This window comes from Endozoicomonas sp. YOMI1, from assembly GCF_024606345.1.
In the GTDB taxonomy this organism is placed as follows: Bacteria; Pseudomonadota; Gammaproteobacteria; order Pseudomonadales; family Endozoicomonadaceae; genus Endozoicomonas.
This window is the reverse complement of record NZ_JAHHPM010000334.1, coordinates 1-21,062: the sequence shown is the minus strand read 5'-3', so window position 1 is coordinate 21,062 and position 21,062 is coordinate 1. Positions and strand designations below refer to the sequence as shown.

At 45.5% G+C, this 21,062-nt stretch carries 13 protein-coding genes; 9 read left to right on the top strand and 4 right to left on the bottom strand.

The genetic code is table 11. The features are described from left to right. Window positions 1-300: 300 nt before the first annotated feature. Window positions 301-969 carry an RraA family protein gene (locus KDK15_RS12155; RefSeq protein WP_257295622.1) on the top strand — a complete coding sequence of 223 codons (669 nt, stop codon included), beginning with the start codon at window positions 301-303 and terminating at the stop codon, window positions 967-969. Between the two features lie 318 nt (window positions 970-1,287). On the opposite strand, the gene KDK15_RS12150 is transcribed toward KDK15_RS12155, so the two are convergent. Beyond that, complete coding sequence (locus KDK15_RS12150) at window positions 1,288-2,610, bottom strand: MATE family efflux transporter (protein ID WP_257295621.1); 1,323 nt, start codon at window positions 2,608-2,610, stop codon at window positions 1,288-1,290. Between the two features lie 96 nt (window positions 2,611-2,706). Between KDK15_RS12150 and KDK15_RS12145 the strand changes: the two genes are divergently transcribed. Further along, the gene (locus KDK15_RS12145; protein WP_257295620.1) at window positions 2,707-2,976 is read left to right on the top strand and encodes a hypothetical protein; all 270 of its coding nucleotides are present in this window, start codon (window positions 2,707-2,709) and stop codon (window positions 2,974-2,976) included. Window positions 2,977-3,139: 163 nt separating this feature from the next. Next, on the top strand, window positions 3,140-3,415 hold the full coding sequence (locus tag KDK15_RS12140) for a hypothetical protein (RefSeq protein ID WP_257295619.1): 276 nt from the start codon (window positions 3,140-3,142) through the stop codon (window positions 3,413-3,415). 482 nt (window positions 3,416-3,897) lie between these two features. On the opposite strand, the gene metH is transcribed toward KDK15_RS12140, so the two are convergent. Further along, window positions 3,898-7,605, bottom strand: a complete 3,708-nt coding sequence (gene metH / locus KDK15_RS12135; RefSeq protein ID WP_257295618.1) for a methionine synthase — start codon at window positions 7,603-7,605, stop codon at window positions 3,898-3,900. A 412-nt stretch (window positions 7,606-8,017) separates the two neighbouring features. Here metH and KDK15_RS12130 point away from each other — a divergent pair, with 412 nt between their 5' ends. Beyond that, entirely contained in the window at window positions 8,018-10,891 is a 2,874-nt protein-coding gene (locus tag KDK15_RS12130) for a hypothetical protein (RefSeq protein ID WP_257295617.1), read from the top strand. A 170-nt stretch (window positions 10,892-11,061) separates the two neighbouring features. After that, on the top strand, window positions 11,062-14,172 hold the full coding sequence (locus tag KDK15_RS12125) for a hypothetical protein (RefSeq protein WP_257295616.1): 3,111 nt from the start codon (window positions 11,062-11,064) through the stop codon (window positions 14,170-14,172). Window positions 14,173-14,203: 31 nt separating this feature from the next. Here KDK15_RS12125 and KDK15_RS12120 read toward each other — a convergent pair whose 3' ends face one another. Both KDK15_RS12120 and KDK15_RS12115 read right to left on the bottom strand, forming a co-directional pair. Next, window positions 14,204-14,653, bottom strand: a complete 450-nt coding sequence (locus KDK15_RS12120) for a deaminase (protein WP_257295615.1) — start codon at window positions 14,651-14,653, stop codon at window positions 14,204-14,206. A gap of 71 nt (window positions 14,654-14,724) precedes the next feature. Continuing rightward, entirely contained in the window at window positions 14,725-15,465 is a 741-nt protein-coding gene (locus KDK15_RS12115) for an MFS transporter (RefSeq protein ID WP_257295614.1), read from the bottom strand. Between the two features lie 256 nt (window positions 15,466-15,721). Between KDK15_RS12115 and KDK15_RS12110 the strand changes: the two genes are divergently transcribed. From KDK15_RS12110 to KDK15_RS12095, 4 genes are all read left to right on the top strand, one after another. Next, complete coding sequence (locus KDK15_RS12110) at window positions 15,722-16,771, top strand: potassium channel family protein (RefSeq protein ID WP_257295613.1); 1,050 nt, start codon at window positions 15,722-15,724, stop codon at window positions 16,769-16,771. Window positions 16,772-17,333: 562 nt separating this feature from the next. After that, window positions 17,334-19,394: an AarF/UbiB family protein gene (locus KDK15_RS12105; RefSeq protein WP_257295612.1), complete on the top strand. Its 2,061-nt coding sequence runs from the start codon at window positions 17,334-17,336 to the stop codon at window positions 19,392-19,394. Between the two features lie 419 nt (window positions 19,395-19,813). Continuing rightward, window positions 19,814-20,227 carry a hypothetical protein gene (locus KDK15_RS12100; RefSeq protein ID WP_257295611.1) on the top strand — a complete coding sequence of 138 codons (414 nt, stop codon included), beginning with the start codon at window positions 19,814-19,816 and terminating at the stop codon, window positions 20,225-20,227. Then, window positions 20,224-20,970 carry a hypothetical protein gene (locus KDK15_RS12095; RefSeq protein ID WP_257295610.1) on the top strand — a complete coding sequence of 249 codons (747 nt, stop codon included), beginning with the start codon at window positions 20,224-20,226 and terminating at the stop codon, window positions 20,968-20,970. The genes KDK15_RS12100 and KDK15_RS12095 overlap by 4 nt, the downstream gene beginning before the upstream one ends. Window positions 20,971-21,062 lie beyond the last annotated feature (92 nt).

Here is a 21,062-nt window from a genome sequence, read left to right as displayed (position 1 = left end):
ATAGTAACTGCCCACTTAGCCAGAAATATACGATTCCATTTGGCCAACTACTTAAGGTAGAAGTGAATCCTCGGGAGCCCGGGATAAAACAGAGCAACGAACATTCATATTGTTTATACATGGCAGCGAAAAGCCATTCGCCATGTCCGGATGAAATTTATGAAGTGATTGGTTTCTAACAATTTATGGGGAAATTTCTGATTCAGGCTAAGCTCTAAGATGATGATCTGGCAGCATTAACTGGTTGGCAAAGTCTGGTTGTCAGGTCAGCTGTATAACCGGGTATGCCTGAGGTTCTCCATGGAGTTAAATGAAATACGTTCCCACCTGGCTGATTTGAATACAGCCCATCTTGCTGATGCTGACCAGCGTCTGAGAGTCATGAGCTCGGCAATAAGACCGGTTCAGACGGGACTGAAGCTTATCGGATCAGCCTATACCGTGAACTGTCATAACGACTTTCTTACCGTGATCAAGTCAATTCAGGATGCCCTGCCCGGGGATGTTATCGTCATTGAGACTCAAGGCAGTCGATTGGCAGTAGCAGGGGAGCTGTTATCGACAGAAGCAATGCGTAAGGGGATTGTTGGCTTTGTCATTGACGGGGCCTTTCGTGATACAGCTTCTGTAAGAGCAATGAACTTTCCGGTTTATGCACAGACTTTTACCCCAATGTCAGGCACGTCAAAACGGGTATTTCATACTCAGGAGACAGTTGAGTGTGGTGGCGTAGAAGTTCGTCCGGGTGAGATTATCTTCGGTGATGATGATGGGGTACTGGTTTTATCCCTGGAAGAAGCAACACGTTTGATTCCTATAGCTGAAGAGATTAAAGCCAGAGATGAACGGGTTCTTGCCAGACTTCAGGATGGTGTTTCACTGTGTGACCTGATCAATTTCGATGAACACTGGCAGAAAATTGAGGCCGGTGAAAAAAGCGAACTGACTTTTATGGTCGAACAGGGGTGAAATGAAACTTAATAATCATTTTAAGGTCTGATAAGGGGCTGTCTCTTTATCACAAGTCCTGTAACCCTTGGTAGTCAAGGGTTACAGATTGAATTACCTGTGTTGTTTATATTTCAGGCCAACTATTAAATCCCAGTGTTTTCAAGGGCTCCAGAGCAAGAAAATACCCAGAAAATGATAATTCTGACTATCCCGGGTATTTGTGACTAAGAGACAGCCTGATAAGGCGGGGAGTGCCACTAGAGTCCGTATAAACTGAACTCTGTGCTGACAGCACTGCTCAGTTCGCATATTTATGCCCTATAAGTAACCCTATCCTTAAACCTGTATTTTACTCCACCGCCGTGAGCGCCAGACAGCCAGGAAGCTGACGGAGGTAATCATTCGCTGGAGTGTGGGTATTGCCCAGACTGCGGTAAGACCAAGCCCCAGAACAGGACCTATGAGCCAGCACAGTGGCAGCAGGATTAGCCACTGTGCAACAAATCGGATACAGAGCACCGTTCGGTTGGCACCCGCGCCAAGTAAGGCCTGAACAAATACCAGAGAGGGCGCATCCAGAACAACGCCTATGCCGGTTAATTGCATCGGGATTGAGCCCATTGCCAGTAGTGAAGGATCATGGAGAAAAAGTGACAGCACCGCTTCAGGGGTAAAAATTAATGGCAGGCTCATTACCAGTAAAACGGCGCTGGCTGTATACATGACTTCCTGCCCCCAGCGCCAGGCAAGCTCTGGTTCGCGGGCTCCAAGACTCTGGCTGACCAGGGTATTGGCAGCCATGCCCAGGCCCAGGCCTGGCAATATCAGCATCAGAGAGGTATTCATCAACACATGGGCAATGGCCATTTCACGGATACCTAATTGGGCAACAATGGCAAACAACATCATCATGCCAAGGGCAAACAGGGTTTGTTGCAGGGAGTCAGGAATAGCCAGAAGAACCAGACGCTTGAATGCCGCCCAATTTTTCCATTGAGTCAGGAATCCGAATTTTCTGGCCCGCTTATTGAGCAGCCAGAAATTAAGAACGGCTCCCAGGTACATGGACAGTAAGGTTCCCAGGGCTGCTCCCTGCACGCCCATGGCAGGCAGGCCAAGTTTTCCGTAGATCAGGATAAAACTGAAGATCACATTGCAAATATGGGTGCAGATCAGCGGTTTCAGAAAACCGTTTGGCTCACCAATGCCGTTCCAGAAACCTCGAAATGAGAGGTTCATCGCAGCTGCGGTGAGGGCCATGACCCGAATCTGAAAATAGTCGGTTGCTTCCCCTTTAAAGGTGGGAGAGCTTTGATCAAATAACGCCAGCAACCAAGGGGAAGTGAGTACCAGAATAATACTGATTGGCATGGCAAAGCCGAATGCGATCATCAATCCGTGATTGGTTGGCATGGCACACTCATTCAAACGGCCTGCACCAACGCGGCGAGCAACCTGGGCCTGAATAGCCGCTGAAAGGCCGGTCATCAACGATAGCGCTACAAAGTTCCCGTAGCTGCCAGCACCCACAGCAGCAAGGGCATCCTCTCCCAGGGGACCCACCAGCGCGGCGTCAACAAGGTTGATCATGCTCTGGGAGAGCATGGTCAGCATGATAGGGAATCCTAACTGAAAAATGGTGGCAAGCCTTTGCTTCATTAAGTTTTAATATCTCCAGCATTGATGAACTATCGCTAAGAAAAAAAGTCCAAAATCAGTGATTTATCAAAAAATGAACACAAGGATTGGGTTATTATGGATATAACATCATCAAAGCCACTATATGTACAGGATTTAAACAGAGCCATTGCCGAAGTTGCCAATAAACCATTGGTCAACAGTCAGCTCGAAAGCAAAAGCAATGGGGTATCTTTGTTTACATCTTTACAAGACAGGGCTATCAAGGGCTTTGCCATATCAGGTTCTGTGGCCGATAGCCTCCGGTTTTTATCCACCCTTCAAAGCCGACAACTATTAACCTCTGCTGAGGTTTTGCAAACATTTACCAACATCTGGAGAAGATGATTAATGGACTTCAAGAGGCTATCCAATATTCAACATGTATGCATGAACGTATTGATCGATTGGATATCAACAAAGTTTTAATCGTAAAAAAAGAATTTTGTGAATTAGAAAGTTGATCGCATTCCAGCGCTTGCCTGATGAGAATATCCCCTGTCTGGATGATATGGAAATAAACAAGCTGTTTGATACAGAAGCACTACGGGATAGCAGTTATGCAGAGTTTATCAAATGCCAAACTGTTAATGTCTTATATTGGCAAGGGCAGGGTATTCCAATGGCCATAACAGAAAAGGACTTGGAACATATGCACATAAACTACATGGGCGCTCATCTTGAGTTAGATTTTGCATATCAAAACCAGGGGGGCTGGTGGATTTTATTGGCAGTGAACGTTATTCAGCGTTGGGTTCCAGGTTCAATAGTGATGATAAATATATAGGGGATGTTTACCTTAACAGATCTGTTGAGGATTGCTATTCGTCATTTCAAGACTGGTTTAATGGTCATAAAGTTGATTACATTAATTTTGAAGCTGATAAATTCTTTCTTCAATTGTGGCGTCATGATTATTCAAAAGTGGATGATATAACATGGCTTGTATCGATAATCGCCCGGGCTGGATTGGTGCCAGGTGAATTTCCCAGATTCTCTGATAACACGTTATTGACCTGCCTTGCCTGTGGTTTTTCAGAAAATGTGAAAAAGGTCGAAAAGTCAGGGCTGAGTGACATGCCAGAAACCATCAGGCAATTCGCATCAGAGCTGATACATCTGTTACAACATCACAGGGAGCGGGATTGTCATTTGGCCCAGAGCATAGATCCTCAACGATTGTGGAATGAAAAGTATGAGGGCAAACTGCCCTCATACTTTTGAGACGTTGAAATGTGTAATTTATTTATGAAATATCCGGGTTAAGGTCTAATTGGCAAGATTTGGGCGAAGCCAGCGTTCCGCTTCTGCTAACGACCAGCCTTTACGTTCAGCGTAAACGGCCAGCTGGTCTTTATCGATTTTACCCAGGCCAAAATATTTCGCTTGTGGATGGGAGAAATACCAGCCACTGACACTGGCCGCAGGCATCATGGCAAAGTGTTCGGTGAGTGACACGCCGGCATTTTCTTCACCATTGAGCAGAGTAAACAACGTGGCTTTCTCCGTATGGTCCGGGCAAGCTGGGTAGCCGGGCGCTGGACGAATACCGGCGTATTTCTCCCTGATCAGCTCTTCATTACTGAACTGCTCATTGGAGGCATAACCCCAGTACTCCTTGCGCACTTTTTCATGCATACATTCCGCAAACGCTTCCGCCAGACGGTCCGCCAGAGCTTTCACCATGATGCTGTTATAGTCATCACCCGCTTCTTCATATCGTCTGGCCAGTGGGTCTGCGCCAATACCTGCCGTCACCACAAAACCACCAACATAGTCAGGCAAACCGGATGATTCCGGGGCTACAAAGTCAGACAGGCTGTAATTGGGCTTGTCCTCCGGTTTTGGTGCCTGCTGGCGGAGATGGTGCAGGGTTGTTTTGATTTCGCTTCTGGTGTCATCACGGTAGATGGCCAAATCATCCTGATTGATCTGGTTGGCAGGCCAGAAGCCTATAGCTGCCCGGGCACGGATCAACTTTTTGTTGACCAGTTTATCCAGCATCTGCCGTGCATCCTGATACAGGCTGGTGGCTGCTTCACCGACCACTTCATCTTTCAGAATGGCGGGAAACTTACCGGCCAGATCCCAGGTAATAAAGAACGGTGTCCAGTCGATGTAATTGACCAATTCCTCCAGCGGGAAATCATCAAACACTTTAACGCCGGTAAACGTTGGAACCGGTGGCTGGTAACGGGACCAGTCCGGCTTGAAGGCATTATCCAGGGCTTCCTGATAAGTGAGGAGTGCCCGTTTGTTTCCCCTTTTTCCGTGGCGGATCCGGATTTTTTCATACTCGGAACGGGTCTCTGCCACCAGGGCGGGCTTTAATGAATCACTCATCAGCCGGGTTGAAATTCCCACACTGCGGGAGGCATCCGTGACATAGATGGCAAGGTCATCCTGAAACTGTGGCTCAATTTTCACCGCCGTATGGGCCCGTGATGTGGTCGCTCCACCAATCATCAGTGGGAGTTTGATGCCCTGACGCTGCATTTCACTGGCAACATGAACCATTTCATCCAGTGATGGGGTGATCAGGCCACTGAGTCCGATAATATCAACGTCTTCTTCCACTGCGGTTTTCAGAATGGTTTCACAGGGAACCATGACCCCAAGGTCAATAACCTCAAAGTTGTTACAGGCCAGAACGACACCAACAATGTTCTTACCAATGTCGTGTACATCACCTTTTACCGTCGCCAGCAAAATCTTGCCATTGGATCGGGCACTGTCGCCTTTCTCCTCTTCTATAAAGGGCACAAGATGAGCCACCGCCTGTTTCATCACCCGGGCACTTTTCACCACCTGGGGCAGAAACATTTTACCAGCACCAAACAGGTCGCCCACCACATTCATGCCATCCATCAGTGGGCCTTCAATCACCTCAATAGGACGGCTGGCTGCCAGTCTTGCCGCTTCAGTATCTGCAACAATCCAGGTGGTAATACCTTTGACCAGCGCATGTTCCAGTCGCTGGTTAACAGGCCATTCCCGCCAGGCCAGATCTTCCTCTTTTTTGCCGGATGAACCACCTTCCCGGTATTGATCAGCGATGGCCAGCAGCCCTTCAGTCCCATGGGTTGAACGGTTGAGAATAACGTCTTCAACCTTGTCTTTCAGTGCTTCGGGAATTTCTTCATAGATTTCCAACTGCCCGGCATTAACAATGCCCATGGTCAGTCCGGCCTTGATGGCATGGTAGAGAAAGACCCCATGAATGGCTTCCCGAACCGGGTTGTTCCCCCGAAAAGAGAAAGAGACATTACTGACACCACCGGAACTCATGGCATGGGGCAAATTCTCGCGAATGTATTGAACCGCATTGATAAAATCCACCGCGTAGTTATTGTGCTCATCGATACCGGTGGCCACGGCAAAAATATTGGGGTCAAAAATAATGTCCTGGGGCGGGAAGCCGACTTCATTGACCAGAATGTCGTAGGACCGCTGGCATATTTCTATTTTTCTGGCTTCGGTATCCGCCTGACCCAGCTCATCAAAGGCCATCACCACAACGGCGGCGCCATAATGGCGGCAAAGGCGGGCTTGCCTGCGGAAAATATCTTCACCTTCCTTCAGACTGATGGAATTGACAATGCCCTTGCCCTGAATGCATTGCAGCCCTGCTTCGATGACCTCCCACCTGGAGGAGTCCACCATGATCGGGACTCTGGAAATATCCGGCTCGGAGGCCACCAGATTCAGGAATGTGGTCATGGCGCTTTTGGCATCCAGCATCCCTTCATCCATGTTGATGTCGATAATCTGGGCACCGTTTTCCACCTGGTCACGGGCTATGTCCAGAGCTGTATCGTAATCCTCTTCGATAATCAGCCGTTTGAAGCGGGCGGAACCGGTGACATTACAGCGCTCACCAACATTGACGAACAGTGAGTCTTGATCAATGGTAAATGGCTCCAGACCACTTAAACGACAAGCCACCGGAATGGTCGGCATGGCTCGCCGGGGAATATCAGCAACCTTTTCGGCAATAGCTTTAATATGTGCCGGTGTGGTACCACAGCAGCCACCAATAATATTGACCAGGCCGGAGTGGGCAAACTCAGCAACAATCTCTGTCATCTCATCCGGACTCTGGTCATATTCACCAAACGCGTTGGGTAGACCGGCATTGGGGTGAGCACTGATCCAGGTGCCTGCGCAGTTCGACAGTTCTTCAAGATACGGGCGTAACTCGCTGGCGCCTAAAGCACAATTCAGACCAACGGATAGGGGCCGGGCATGTTCCACCGAGTTCCAGAATGCTTCTGTCGTTTGTCCGGACAGGGTTCGACCGGAAGCATCGGTTATGGTGCCGGAAATCATGATCGGCAGTGCAAAGCCCAGCTGATCAAACAGGTCACGAACTGCATAGATGGCCGCTTTGGCATTCAAGGTATCAAAAATGGTTTCTATCAGCAGGATATCAGCGCCGCCTTCAATCAATGCTTTTGCGGCCTGCTGATATGCGCTTACCAGTTCGTTGAAACTGGTATTTCTGTAGCCGGGATTATTGACATCAGGGGAGATGGAAGCGGTTCTGTTGGTTGGACCAAGAACACCGGCGACAAAACGGGGTTTATCCGGGTTAGCCTGGGTGAATTCATCGGCCACTTCACGGGCAAGACGGGCTGCCTGGCGATTAATTTCCGGTACCAGATCTTCCATCTGGTAATCTGCCATGGCGATGGTGGTGGCGTTAAAGGTATTGGTTTCCAGAATATCGGCACCGGCTTCAAGATACTCCCGGTGGATCTGTTGAATAATATCCGGACGGGTCAATACTAGAAGATCATTGTTGCCTTTTACATCGCAGGAATGACTGGCAAAGCGTTCGCCACGGTAGTCCGCTTCCCCCAGCTTATAGTCCTGAATCATGGTGCCCATGGCTCCATCAAGAATCAGAATGCGTTTTTCCAGCAGTTGTGTCAGGTCAGGGAAGGTTTTTTTTTGGTGTGGCGTAGCTTGCAGCATGGATAGCAACCAGTGTTATTTTTTCTAGCGGGCTATAGTACCAGAACTTAACCCCTGACTGCCTCTGGTTTCTAATGGGTCAGGAAAAAGTGTGAGTGTATAGGTTCTGAAAATAAATAGTCCATAGTTCCAATTTTGTGAAACCTTCCCTCAACCGGGGGGATCTAATTGATCAACATAGATAAACAGGTGATAAATTATGGACCCGATGAGTAGCATCCACACCCCGGTAAGGCATAGCTTTGAGGGTGGGGAGATGTGTTCTGATGCACAACCGTTGCAACCAACAGTGTTGGTCGGCGAACAAGCGCTCACTGAGGCAGGCACGTTCAGAGATGGTAATGGGAAAAGCATTGTTAACAGGGAGGCTCGTGTAATTGAAAAGTCTGATGTGGTTAGTACCCATGGCCAATTGAAATCAAGCCAGTGTGATGCGGCTCAAGTACCCTTTTCTCAAGGAGCATTACAGGAAGTTAGATCGGGGGCAGCTGAAAAAAAGCAGGCTCTTGACCCGGAGATGCTCCGACAGTTAAGCAGAGTAAAAAAACAGATCATTGATCTCACAGGCGTTCATGGTCAGATACCCCATGAGGAATGGCTAAGATTTAAGTTAGGTGCACTGTATATTCAGGAGAATATCCTCACAAGAATGTTGCACGGCATCTCAAGTCATGATGCAGCACTCAGTAAGTTTCATTCTCTTGGAGACTTAATACCACATGGACCCATGGGTGGTGCTCTTAGAAAGGTACTTGATTTATGGTGGCTTTCCGGTAACGACAAATACTTTCCTGAATCAGCCGTTGATTCTTTTTTTAAGTTACAGTTGGCCAGCAGGCATTTGCAGGAAGCTTTTAAGTTACTTAATAGCAGCAGTTCAGGTTCTGCTGATTCAGAGTCATTCTGTGAAGTGTCAGATAGCAAAGAGTTCTCAGACAGAATTAGACCCATTGTTGAAAAAGGCAGGTTTAACTTGACCAGACTCGATAAAATAGTGGTTATTTTTCACCATCTTTATCAGGAATTCAACAGTGATGGCTATACTGGATTAGTTAATATTACAAATATAGATATTCTTGAAAATTATTATAATGAGCTTTTATTAGAAACCGAGTTTTCCTGCTATGAAAAAGAGATTGCCTATTTTGCTTTTCTACAATCACTGGGACTTTTTTACAATAAGCTGGCTTTAGAATGTACCGTATTAGGGCTTGGCTACCCTGCCGGAAAAAGTACCGAGCTAAAGCTAGCTCCCCTCCAACAGACAATAACTTACAATAATATCCTGCATAAAATGATGGTTGCCAATATTAACAGCGGTATCTTTCGTGTCGCTGACTATTGGGTTTTAAGCCTTTTTTCTTCAGGGTTTTTGATGAATTATCGCTGGAAATCGAGTGATAGGGCCCTATTAACAGCGCTAAGCTCGGCGTTATTGATAAGCCCAAAACAAGAATCAGAGATTGCACTGGTAAAATTTGATTGTTTTGCAATAGCAGAAATTCTGGAGGACGTGGGAGTGTTTGAAAGTGTTGCTGATAATGCTTCAAAATACAATACTTTTGCACTGTTAACCATGCTTTGGAATGATCTTGGGTTTTCCCGTTGGCCATACTCTACCACCTTGAATCCGGAAAAAGCGCTAGAATATCTGGAATTTATTCATGCTGAAATAAATGACCACAAGAATAAATTTGCCGAAATCGTCAAGCAATCCATGGATGCTGCTTATAAGTTAAATCTATTGGCCCAGGGATCGACAAAGATGGCCAAACTATGTTCTGAAAGAATCGCCCTGTTTTATTTTCTGTCGGGTGATCCGGGCAAGGCATCGGAACTTCTCAGGTTTGCCAAACGTAACAGTAAAACACTTTACTTTGGGCTATCCATGGCATCAAAGGGCAAATACGAATTAGCCATTCAGTTTCTTGAAAAGGACAGTGCTAAAGATGTTTGTATAAAAGCATTGCTGGGTATTCTTAACGAAAAGCTTGCCAGTTCTAAGGTTGATTCAGGTGAAAAATATCAACTGCTCCGTAAAGCGGAACTTAACTATCGGTCCGTGATTAGCTCACGACCTGAAATGAATAAATATTTTGCCATGTTGCTTGAAAGGCAAGGTGATCTCCCAGGCGCAGTAAAGCAGTGGAAAGCTTACCGATGTTTTTTACATGGGCAGGCAAAGCAAAATAATATAAGGTCGGTAAGGTTTAAAATTCCCATGGAGATTAAACTGGTTGGTGAAAAAATTTTGGAATTGGAGAGCAAGTTAGAGAAAAATAAATCTGGAAAAAATGCAGAGTTACTATTGGGTGGAAGTAAATCCTCGAGAAAAGATGCTGAGGAAAAGAAACCTGAAAGTAAAACTGCCAGGAAAAGGAAAGGTAAAAAAAACAGCCAGCCTGCTGTTTACAGCAGGCTGGCTTGCCAGGAAACTTGCAAGGAAAAAAAGCCAGCTGATATCCAGACCGAAAAGCGTGGTTCTAATCAAGTGCCGGATCTCGAGCCAGAGCTAAACGTTAATAGTGGGTCAGAGTGTGAGGGGCAAACTGATCATCAGCAACAGAGTCTGATCGAGAAACAAGGGCTACCCGTCACTGGCAAGCCTGAACCGGTTCGGCTTACTGTGAATCAGGGCGTAAAAATTCCTGTTGACTTTTCAATGACAGAAGTTGAACGTCACTGGGCGTGTAGTCGTGTTTTCAGAAATAACCTGACCAATCGGCTTCTCCTCCTTGACGTTGGCAGAGACGATTATGATGGGGTTTTGGCAATCATTGATCACTATGTGGTCAGGGTTAAAAACCCGGTAGCACAGTTGCACTTTATCCAAAATAGAGAGTGGCTTTTGAGATGTAAGAGTTTTGATAACCGTGCACTTTATGCTCAATGTTGTCGTACTGGTCAATCAATTCAGGCATTAAAAGCAGAGTTACGGTTATCTATTTTGCAATGTGTGCGTGAACAGGTGGCGTCTGTTTTCCAGCATGCCTTTCAGTGCCCGCCTTCATCGATTTGGTTCAGTAACCCCGACCTGTTGAAAGAGGACATTAAATGTCTGATGCATCACGTACATCCTGAATTTTGTGTACAGTTTGGTGCTCAATTTTCAACAGCGGCTCATGTCATGAAAGATATTCATTGGGAGTTTACCTGCCAGAAGGGAAAAGACCAGATGTGTCGTTCACTGTATGGACACTACCCCGGGGACTATTCCAATTTGGCCGACAGGTTCTATAACTTTCGTAACTTTATTGATCCACAACATGTCTCGGATATTATTTAGCGGGCTATAGTAGCAGAACACAGAACTTACCCCCCGGCTGCCTCTGGTTTCTAATGGGTCAGGAAATAGTGTAAGTGTTCTGAAAATAAATGATCCATAGTGCCAATGTAGTGAAACCTTCCCCAACCGGGGGTATCTATTGATCAATATAAATAAACAGGCGACAAATTATGGACCCAATAAGTAGCAGCCACACCCCAGTAAGGCATAGCTTTGAGAGTGGGCAGATGTGTTCTGATACACAACCGTTGACACCAACAGTGTTGGTCGGTGAACAGGCGCTCACTGAGGCAGGCACGTTCAGAGATGAGAATGGGAAAAGCATTGTTAACAGGGAGGCTTGTGTCATTGAAGAGTCGCATGTGGTTAGTACGCATGCTCAATTGAAATCAAGCCAGTGTGATACGGCTCAGGCATCACTGTGTGAAGGTGCGTTACAGAACCTTAAATTGGAGAGTGCTCAAAAACAAGCTGAACAGAAGGCAGTTCTGGACCCGGAGGAATTGGTCCAGCAGCTTAGCGAAATAAAAAAACAGATCATTGATGTCACAGGCGTTCATGGTGAGATACCACATCAGGAATTGATAAGATTTAAGTTGGCGGCACTGTATATTCAGGAGAATATTCTCACAAGAATGTTGTACGGAATGCCAAGTGATCAGAAAGAATTCAGTAAGCTTCATGCTCTCCGAGACTTATTACCACCACCAGATGGCAGTGCTCACCTAAAGGTGCTGAATTTATGGTGGCTTCCCAGTAACGACAAATACTTTCCTGAAATTGACTCTTTAATGAAGTTTTATTCCGCTTGTGAGCAAATGAAGACAGCTGGTGAGCATTTGGAAAAATCTATTGAGTTTTCTGATAAAAGCAAGTTGTTTTTGCAAGGTTTTGACGAGTTGAAAAAAGTACTTATCTCATCAGCAGGAAACAGCGATAGCAGCAGTTCAAGTTCTTTTAGTTTGACGAAGCTCGATAAAATAGTGATTATTTTTCACTATCTTTATCAGGAATATTATGATGAAAATTGTATTGAAGTAGTTAATATTGCCAATGTTGAATTTCTTGATAATTACTTTAACGCACTTTTATTAGACACAGAGTTAGCCGTTTATGAGAAAGAGATTGCCTATTTTGCTTTTCTTCAAGCATTGGCGCATTTTTACAACAAGGTAGCTGTGGAATATTCAGTATTATCCCATGGCTACTCTCCTGGAAAAAATACTGCTTCAAAGTTAGCCATCCCCGGACAGGTAATAACATACAATATTATTCTTCATAAAATGACGATTGCCAGTATTGAAAGAGGCATCTGTCGTGTTGCTGACTATTGGATTTTAAACCTTCTCACTGCAGGATTTTTGATAACTTATCGCTGGAAAACTACTGAAAAGGCCCAATTAGCCGCATTAAGCTCGGCGTTGGAGAGATGCCCTAAACAGGAATCAGAGATTGCACTTGCAAAATGTACCTGCTTTTCAATCGCAGAAGTCCTGGAGGATGTTGAAGTGTTTAGAAGTGTTGCTGAAAATTCTGAAAAATACAATACTCTTGCGCTGTTAACCATGCTCTGGAATGATCTTGGGTTTTCCCGTTGGCCTTACTCTACTACTTTGAATCCGGAAAAAGCGCTTGAATATCTGGAATTCATTCAAATTGAAATAAATGACCATAAAAATCAATACGCTGAAATACTCAAGAGAGCCATGGATAGTGCTTATGAATTAGTTCTATCGATGCGTGGATCGACACGAAAGGTACAACTACGTTCTGAAAGAATCGCCCTGTATTATTATATGTTGGGTAATCCTTCCAAGGCATCAGCACTTCTTGAATTTTCCAGGCGTAAAAGTAAAACACTTTATTTCGGGCTTTCCATGGCATCAAAGGGTAAATACCAATTAGCCATTCAGTTTCTTGAAAAGGACAACGTTAAAGATGTTTGTGTTAAAGCATTGTTAGGTATTCTTTACGAAAAGCTTGCCAGATCTCAGGGCGGGTCAGGTGAGCAATACACGGAACTGCTCGGTAAAGCAGAACTTAACTATCGGGCAGTGATTAGCTCACGGCCTGAAATGAATAAATATATTGCCATGTTGCTTGAAAAACGAGGAGATCTGCCAGGCTCGCTAAAGCAGTGGAAAGCTTACCGATGTTTTTTACATGCGCAGGAAAAGAAAAGTAATGTAAGGTCGGTCAGGTTTAAATTGCCCATGGAGATTAAACTGGTTGGTGAAAAAATTCTGGAATTGGAGAACCAGTTAGAGGAAATGAAATCTGAAAAAAATGCCCTGTCATTGTTGGGAGCTAATAAATTTTACCGTAAAGATGCTGTGGAAAAGACGCCAGAAAGAGGACTTGCCAGGAAAAGTAAAGGTAAGAAAAAGAGTCAGCCTGCTGTAGGCAGGAGGCAAGCTTGCCAGGAAACTTGCAAGGAAAAAAAATCACCCGACGTTCAGGCTGAAAAGCGTTTGTCTATTCAAGTGCCAGATCTTGAGTCAGAGCTAAATGTTAACAGTGGATCAGAGCTTGAGGGGCAAACCGATCATCATCAACAACAGAGCCTGACCGATAACCAATGGCAACTCGTCACTGGAAAGTCTGAACCGGTTCGGTTTACTGTGATTCAGGGCGTTAAAATTCCTGTTGGCTTGTCAATAAAAGAAGTTGAGCGTCACTGGATGTATACCCGCGCTTTCAGAAATGATTTAACCAATCGGCTTCTCCTCCTTGACATAGGCCGGGAAGATTATGATGGGGTTTTGGCAATCATTGATCACTATGTGGCAAAGATTGAAAACCCGGTGGCACAGTTACATTTTATCCAAAATAGAGAGTGGCTTTTGAGATGTAAGAGTTTTGATAACCATGCACTTTATGCTCAATGTCGTCGTTCTGGCCAATCGATCCAGGCATTAAAAGCAGAGTTACGGTTATCTATTTTGAACTGTGTGCGTGAACAGGTGGAGTCTGTTTTTCAGCAATCCTTTCAGTGCTTGCCTTCATCGCTTTGGTTCAGTAACCCCGGTTTGCTGAAAAAGGACATTAAATGTCTGCTAGATCACGTTCATCCTGAATTTTGTGTACAGCTTGGTGCTCAATTTTCAACAGCGGCTCATGTAATGACAGATATTCATTGGGATTTTACCTGCCAGAGGGTAAAAGACCAGACGTGCCGATCACTGTATGGCCACTCCCCCGATGACTATTCTCATTTGGCTGAAAAGTTCTATGACTTTCGTAATTTTATCGATCCACAACATGTCTCGGATATTATTTAGCGGGCTTTCCCGAGACCCTGATACGGTAAGTCTATTCTCGGACAGCCTCCCAGGTTTTGTGAATGGATACCTGCTCGATAGCGACGCCGTTTTCCCGACAGAACTGTGATAGTTCTTCCTGAGGATTGCGGTCGTACTGGATGTCATACACGATGCGCTGGATACCGGCCGCTAACAGGTTCTTGGTGCACTGATCACAGGGGCTGTGGGTCACATAAGCGGTAGCACCTTCAATGGGGGTGCCCAACCGTGCTGCCCAGATGACCGCATTGAGTTCAGCATGAATTTCATGCCTGAGCGACCAGGAGTGGTGTTCTTCGTAGTCGGCCTCATTACAGTTGATATAGCCTGAAGGCGTGCCATTAACCCCTGTGGAAAGCACCCGTCCATCCTTGACCAGCAGACAGCCTACCTGGAGGCGCACACACTTTGATAATTTGGCCAGGGAGTGGGCCATCTCCATATATACGGTATCGCTCATAGATAACAGGTACCTGAAACAGTCTGAGAAAACGGGTATGGGGACTCATACCCGTTTTGATAGTAACAGATTCAGGCAGCCTGTGGAGTGGCTTCTGATACATCGCTGGTTTTCATCAGACAGAAACCGGAGATGGCACCAGCGATTAAGGTAATAGTTGAAAGTGACAGGGTGCCCGCTTCTGGCAGGAAGCCGATCAACGCACTGATCAGTGTTGCCAGCAGCATCTCAATAAAGAAAATCAGGCCCGCAGCGGTACCCATATTCTCTTTCATATGTTCAGTGGCTCTGGCCTGACAGAGTGGCATAAACAGACCGAGGCCCAGTTCATAAATAGCGATACCCGCAACATAGCCGGTGATCGATTGACCGTCCGTCAGCAGACCACTCACCAGGGAAACCATGGCACCGATCAGCAGCAGGCTACCAGCGACCAGTGTGCTCTGGCTTCGGCTCATGCTGGCGGTCAGTTGAGGGCCCATGGATGCACTGAGCAGGTAGCTGGCAATAGCCACAGCAAACAGATAACCATAGGTTGCAGGAGAAATTCCTAACTGACCAATAACCACAAAGGAGCCTCCTGCGACAAATACAAAGGCTCCGGCAAATGCTGCACCGGCGCCGATAGTGAAGCGCAGGTAGCGGGAATCAGTCAGCACCGCTTTATAGCCTGCCAGCACAGAATTTTGTGATGTAGTTTCCGTGGTTGTTTCCTGCTTGTGCTCTGGCAAAAGCGTCAGTGCCAGTATCGCAAACAGGGCCAGGAGGATCAGAACAAAAGCGGGGTGCTTTTCAGGAGTCAGATGTCGCATGGTGGTCCGCTGATAAGTTGCAAAAGAGCCAGAGAATGCGACAGGTACGATTGATCAACAATCCGTGTTTATGCCAATTATCCGTATCTTTATGCTATATACATAGCAAATATTGATTTTATTATGTTTCCAAATGATCTGAATAACTGATGTTATAAGTTAATGTTATGACTGTATGTGTTACCATCGCACATCGATAGGCTGTCGGACTTCTTCGGGCTCGACAGGCTCCTGGATCACTCATGGAGCGGTTAACTTGAGTTTTCTGAAATCAACTTTGCGTTTCTTCCACCATCAGTTTCTGAAACTGAGCTGGCTGGCTTTGCTGATGGTGTTGCTGGGCCACTTTATTTTATCCTGGGCGCTGATGTGGCTGGCCGGTGAATCAGCGCTTCTGCCTTTTGATCAGTGGTTCTATTTTTATGTCACAACATCGACCACCGTCGGTTATGGCGATCTGAGTCCGGGCAGTGCGCCTGGTCGGATTCTGGCCGCGTTGTTTATTCTCCCCGGTGGCGTTGTGCTTCTCGCAGGGACGCTGGGGAAGCTGTCATCATTTTTTCTTCGGGTATGGAGTAGAGGAATGCAGGGCAAAGGCGATTACTCAGGTTTGGAAAATCATATCGTAATATGTGGCTGGAATCGGAATCACACCCCGAAAATGTTGCAGCTGATTTTTGGCGACAAACGTCGTGAGAACCGTAAGGTATTACTCTGCACCAGCCAGGAAATGGAGAATCCTTTTCCTGAACAGATTTTGTTTGTTCGAGGGGAAAGCCTGACGGATCAAACGTTTATTCAGCGAACCGGTATTGGCAATGCGGCCAGAGTGATCGTGTTCCGTGACTCCGATGATCAGACCCTGGCCACCTGCCTGAGTATTGCCGCGACAAAAACGAAGGCCCATATTGTTGCCTGGTTTGAAAGTCTGCAGATGGTAGACCTGCTTCAGTCCCACTGCCCGCAAATAGAGTGTCACAGTAATCTTTCCATGGAACTTCTGGTCCGCTCTGCCCAGGATCCGGGATCCTCTCGTGTGCAACAGCAACTGTTATCAACGTTGACTGGGCCAACACAGTACAGTGTTTGTGTGCCTGAAGATTTTGCGGGTACTACCTTTGGTCGACTGCTGGCGTTTTTTAAAATTCATCACGAAGCCATAGCCCTCGGAGTGGCCGGGTCTGCCACCGGGGATAACCTGAGGTTAAATCCCCCCGGCAATGACCGTGTGGAGGCCGGGCAGGTTGTTTATTACCTGTCAGCCCAGCGAATTCACGGGAATGAAATTCAGTGGGAACAGCTTTAGATCCAGCCCCTTGGGAATCAATCTTAGGGTAGACATTAAGCGCCTACTCCCTGCTTCGGGAAGTTAAAGATGGAACCACGAAGGACACAAAGAGCACGAAGGGAAAGAAAAATCTCTTCTTTGTGCTCTTTGTGTCTTTCGTAGTTCCATCGGAAATCCATTGAAAATGGAGGGCGCAGCTTAATATCCACCCTAAGAAGCATCAATACCACAACACAACCTTTTTCGTTGATTCTCTTTCTATGCCGACCCTTTGAACCGATAAAAACGAAATCTGCCCTTAAACTACTGCAGGTTTTACAATGGTTCTTAATTGACACTTTGGTTTTAAATTATGGAGTATTTATCCGTTTGATTTATTTTTTTAAGAGCATTAATCGATGAATAATGATGTTTTTAAGTTGTTGCTTTATTTAAAACAGAAATAATATTGAACTTTTAATCTTTTAATCAGTCTCAATTACTAGTTAATTAATGTGTGATGATTTCCCAATTGGGCCAAATCACATTTTTTGTTTTAAAACAGTAATTTTTCCACTAATAACAATAAGGAGACCTGCCAATGATGCCAGACAATGGACATTGTAACCCGGCCAACGCAATGCCGAGTCACCCCAGTTATCACCCAAAAGTTGATCCATTATCGCAAGGCGTCCATTCTGCGGCCTTTACGCCGCAACAAACGCCTTATGGACCAATGGCTTATCCGGCAGGTCATAGTGTTAAGCCTGTCCCACCTGTGTCAAATCTGGGCGAACAACAATTTGACCCTGATAATCCCTCTAAAATACCTGATGATCAGGTAATTGTTGGACGACAGCCCCGAACACTATCTTCGCTTGAATGGCTGGGTGAACAGATCAAACATGGGTTTGCCAGTGCGGTCAGAACGTTCAAGATGATGGGGATTATCTTCAGCATCTGGCGGCATGGTAGCAGTATTGAGAGCCTCCAAAACGCCGCAGAAAGAGCTCAGGGGGGAATTCTGGTAAAGGCAATTCAGTTTGTATGCAGTTCTCCCTCAATTGCCGAAGATGTGTTTCGTGATGACCATGAGAAATTTACTAAAGCTTTATCTCATGTCACCACCAGCAATAAGCCAATGACCAAGGCTGAGCTTATTCACTGTCTTGATGAAGCGGGTATTGATTACGACCCGGAACGATTGGATGAAAGGGTTAATCTCGGCACCGGTTCAATTGGTGAAGTCAATGAGATTATCCTGAACGGAGGAGGGCGTCTGATTGTCAAGACCGTATCCCCTGCCAGTGAAACCCGGGTTTATTCAGATTTACGGGTTCTCAGGTTCATGCTGGGGCTGGTTACCTTCTTTTCACCCAGTTCAATTGATAAAGGGACCAAACATGCCATTTTCTCATTCTTTGACAGTGTCAAGGAAGAATTGAATCTGATCACTGAAGCCAACAGAACTCGGCAACAGGATTATGCTAACAAGGCCATCAAGCAACAGCATATTTATGATATTAAGCAAAGTGACTTGCCGGATTGTGCGTATGCACTGCCTTCCCGGCCAAATGGGTGGCCTATCCAGCATCCTGATACCGGTGAGGTTCTGCTCAGGCTTCCGGTTAATTTTAAAGTTCCGGCCGTTTACGGTGACACCGCATCTCCCCATGCGTTAGGCATGGAAAAAATTGATGGGGTTACGCTAAGCGAAAATGACCAGCCTAAACTTCGGGGGCTTGCGGCAAAGTTATTTAATACCGATCCTGCGAAAATAACGGATGATCACCTAGTCGCCTTCAGATTCAGTTTGAAAAACCTGGCATTCCATTATTGGTCTTACTGTTATGCCCAGACGGGATTTTTTAATGCGGACATGCATGATGGTAATGTGATGGTCGCCGTTGAGAATGGCAGACTGAATATTTACTTTATTGACTTGGGTAATGCGCAGAAAGTCTCGAGAAATGCGGTGAAAGCCACTTATACCATTCTTGGAGCGATGGAGAGACTCCGTCAAGAGTCTGGTGTAGCTACGAGAAGTCATTATGCGGATGAGGTGATTCAATGCCTGCAAACATTGGCTGACTATGAATCTGATAAAGCAAAGTGGGATAAGCTTAAGCAGGAGGTCTTGATGTTGATGCCCTATCGTGAGCGTGAGGAGGGCGATGATATTCAGAAAAAGGTTATTGAGCTGTTTAATAGAGCCTATAACTGTCATGTGAAGATTCCAAAAGAAACCGCAGCGTTGTTCAGGGCCAAGATATTAATTGACTCCCAGAATGATATGACCGATGAAGCAAGAAAGTCGCTGGACAAAATCGTGCCTTCACTGATCGAACTGCTGGGCAGTGATGACAGTTCAGGTTTGCCTTTGGGAAATGTCGCTGATCAAAATGCCTTGCTGATGCTGTTACAGCAGGATCCTGAATTACGTCAAGAGCTACTTGGATTATTGAGAACCATGCCAATATCTGAGGAGCAATTGCATTATGCAACGTCTCAATTACTCTCAAAAACAGATTTATCCCCTGATGAATTCAGACGTGAGGTTTATAAATTAATTCAGCAATGGCAGATGCCACCTGCTTATCCCGGACATCCGTACAGTTATTCTCGGCCCGGTAGTAGAGTTCCTCCACCGGTGCCATTTTAGAGTTAATTGGTAATAAACCCGAAGTTATCAGGCTTAACCGGTAACCGATAATACGGCAACCGGTATTAGCCTGAGTAACGTCCCGGCCTGACAAAATCAGTGAGAGAGTCATTGAGTCAGCAGCTTACCTCCCACGGTCCCCCTGAGCGGTCTTTATTGTCATTCTTTGAACTTTTTTTGGACTTAATGGTCAAAATCAATAAAAAACACAATACTTCAGGATTTAAGTATATGGATATATCTCAGTCTGGGGCTATCAATGGCCCCGCCATCGGAAATGAGCCCGACTCACTACAACAGGGCAGCGGTTGCTAAACAGGCTATCAGTGACAACGCGGCATAGGCTTTTTTGCCAGCTGATATCAAACATTATTACACGGGTTCAGAGCAACCTGTTTTACAGCGCAAGGTTTCTTGCCTTGCCCCCTTTAGCGGATACCGGACCTGGTCCAGTATCCGCTTCAGGTCATGATATTTACCTGACTCCACTGTCCGCAGCTGATCATCTTCGGGAAACGCTGCAGAACCTTATCAAAACATTGAATTATCAAAAAATAACCATCGAAAAGTCTGACGTTAAAAAACCGAAAAACCAGACTAAAGAAACGAAGGAAGAAGATAAAACCGATGAGGCACTCAATATTTTTATCGGCTTTATATTATACAAGGAGGGTCTCCAGGAAGACCGTGGTTTTTTTGCAAGAGAACAAAATCGATATTTGCCAGACCAAACAATCGCAGCTGGACGGGTTACTGAGATTTATGATGTTCTGAAGAAAATATTTCAAGAGCATTCAGAAGGAGTAAAATCTAACTCAATAATACTTTGTTGACGTGCGTTTTACGCACCGATGATGACCTGCGCGAAACATTTAACAAATCGATGATGGCAGAAATATTTGAACGACGCTTTATGCATGTTATTGACAGTCTGTTTGCCAAAAAGTCTGAATTCGTGGAGAGCAGCGTTTATCCATTGATGAGTCCATGCCTTAAATTTGGAGAAGAGTTCGAATATTATATTAACAGTTTATCGTACTCGAACAGTGACGCTAGACGCAAAGCTCTGCATCCTCTTGGAAATCTCCTTGAACAGCAGGGTTTTAAGTTCCTTGATGTGAATGAACCTGGCAGGATACGGCATACCCTGAACAGTGATTTTGAGATTACCTCGTTTCTGGATACACTTAATTGCATTGAGATAAACTGTAAGCCATACCATTTAGATGATAAACATGCCCATGACTGCTTTAAAAAGGTGATTAATGCGATTGATGTCCTGCGCAATAATGGGGTTATCATTTATAGCTCCGGGCACAAACATGTTGATGTGTTGAGTGCAACGGGCGGCGATCCCGCAATTATCATGGCAATCGAATGTGAATTACAACACAATCCCTATTTACTCAGATTTTTCGGTAATGAAAAACGGATTGTCACAGATAACGAGGCGCAATGGCATAAAACATTTGGTGATTTTGAGAAGCTGAAGGATACTGCGATAGTCAGGATGAATCAAATGATTGCCCATTACCAAAACCTGCGTAAAGCATCGCCCAATCGGGCGTTGATATAAGCAACAAGCCCGTAGAGGGCTTGCAGAACCGGAAGCCTTAAGTATTAACAGGAATTTAGCATTTCTGTAATATTATCTGCATGAAAACAAAA